This is a genomic window from Mesorhizobium sp. M5C.F.Ca.IN.020.32.2.1 (assembly GCF_004023105.1).
Lineage (GTDB): Bacteria > Pseudomonadota > Alphaproteobacteria > Rhizobiales > Rhizobiaceae > Mesorhizobium > Mesorhizobium wenxiniae.
Map to the genome: position 1 here is coordinate 1 of NZ_RZSX01001103.1, position 1,775 is coordinate 1,775.

Consider the following 1,775-nt stretch of genomic DNA (forward strand, 5'->3'; position numbering starts at 1 on the left):
CCTTCGTCGTCCCCGAAAAACGTTCGACCGGGCTGCGAGGCACGCTGACGCAACTGTGCTGCGCGGTCATGGAATACGCCCTCGACGAGGGCCTCAGCGCCATCGGCGGCGTCCAGGAAACCTACTTCATGCCCCACCATGGCGCGCTCAAATGGCGGGCCGAGCCGATGGGCATGGCGAGGGAAGAAAACGGGGAATGGTACATCGTCGCTTATATCGAGGTGAATGAGGCGGCGCTCGCGAGCGTGCGCAGGATTCTTGGGATAGGCCACTCGCTGCTGGTGAGGCGTGGCAGGCAGGTGCCATTCATAAACAATAACCGGGTGGCAGAGCGCGCCCTATTGTCAGGGACAGGGTAGCTACCAAGAATACATCTAACGTGAGGTAGGGCTATGGAATCGCGTATTTACCAAGTGCGCGTTGAGGAACTGTTATTAACACTGACAATCCGCCAGCGTCCGCCGGACCCAGCGATGTATTTTGGCGCAGTACAGCGGCCACATCAATTCGGGCTAGTGATGTCATTTACTAGGCGTATACAGGAACGGCATTGAAAACTCAACATGGGGGGATAAGATGACAATAAAACTCGTTACTGCGTTAGTTTGTTTGATCGTCTGCTCACCAGCGCTCGCGCAAGATCAGAAGATGGAAGAGACTCTGCCGAACAATACGGCTGTGACCGGATTGGGAGTTGTTATTGCCACGTCTGGACCATCGACAGGACCATGGACAAATGGCAATAGCACCGGATTGAGCCAAAGCGTTTGTCAGCCAGGCGAATACGCGGTCGGTGTGGAAGTGGATGGCGCAGATCGCAACATTCGATATTGCGTTGGGTGCGTAGCGCGTCTGAGAGTCACTTGTCAGAGAATGCCATGAGGATAGGATGGCGGTTCTGCAGCCGCTTGGACCGCCTCACCAAATCGGCTGGCGCGCTTCTCGCATCGCAACCACCTTATTTTCCCCTTGTCTCGCCACCGCAGCTTGGCCCTCCAAGTTCCTTTTCGGCGGGAAGAATTCCAGTTTTTTCAAGAGGTTGTTTTGGCTGGGGAACCTGGATTCGAACCAGGACTAACGGAGTCAGAGGCAGATTGATCCGTTGTTTTTGCTACGAAATTTCGCCTTGTGTTGCAGTCGTGTTGCAGTCTTCGCTACGAAAGTAGCCGGGCCTCGATCTCGGCAACCGCCGTCTGATCGGCGGCGTCGTCTTCGAAAAGATGGCCGTATGTGTCGAACGTCACCGTGATCGAGCTATGCCCCATGATCGTCTGGACGCGCTTCGGCGACAGCTTCTGCTCGATGAACAGGCTCGCCGCCGTGTGCCGTAGCGCATGGAAATTGTACTTGGTGATCTTGAGCGGATTGCCGTCGGCGTCGAGGCTCGTGGCGTGGAGTTTGAACAGGCCAGCACCGACCAGGAGCGGCGTTGATTGCCATCGGCGCCAACGGCACGTCGCGCTGGCCGGCCGATGTCTTCGGCAGCCCGAAATCGCCCCATGCATCGACCCGGCCTTTCACAGTCAGAACGCCGCGCTTTAGGTCGACAGCGTTCCATCTTAGGCCGCGCAACTCGGAGGCACGCAAGCCGCTGAACAGGGCAGTGACGATCAGTGCGCGGTGCTTGCCTTGGGTGGGGGTGGCGTCGAGGATAGTGCGCAATTCGGCCTTGGTCGGGATCTCCGGCCGCTTTGACTTCCGGCGGTCGTTCGTCTCCACCTTGGCGTCCGACACCGGCACTCATATTGCCTTGCGATTGGGGAGATGTCGAATCC

Annotated in this window: 1 protein-coding gene and 1 pseudogene; one reads left to right on the top strand and one right to left on the bottom strand. The window is 57.6% G+C overall.

Annotated elements, in window-relative coordinates; genetic code table 11:
- A pseudogene (locus EOA86_RS33300) lies at nt 1–359 on the top strand (autoinducer synthase); the annotation flags it as partial.
- 795 nt (nt 360–1,154) lie between these two features.
- Here EOA86_RS33300 and EOA86_RS40900 read toward each other — a convergent pair.
- Nucleotides 1,155–1,505 carry a tyrosine-type recombinase/integrase gene (locus EOA86_RS40900; protein ID WP_128345433.1) on the bottom strand — a complete coding sequence of 117 codons (351 nt, stop codon included), beginning with the start codon at nt 1,503–1,505 and terminating at the stop codon, nt 1,155–1,157.
- Nucleotides 1,506–1,775: the final 270 nt, after the last annotated feature.

Coding starts and splice junctions, on each gene's coding strand:
- EOA86_RS40900 (WP_128345433.1), bottom strand. CDS start 1,505: ATGCATGGGGCGATTTCGGGCTGCCGAAGACATCGGCCGGCCAGCGCG.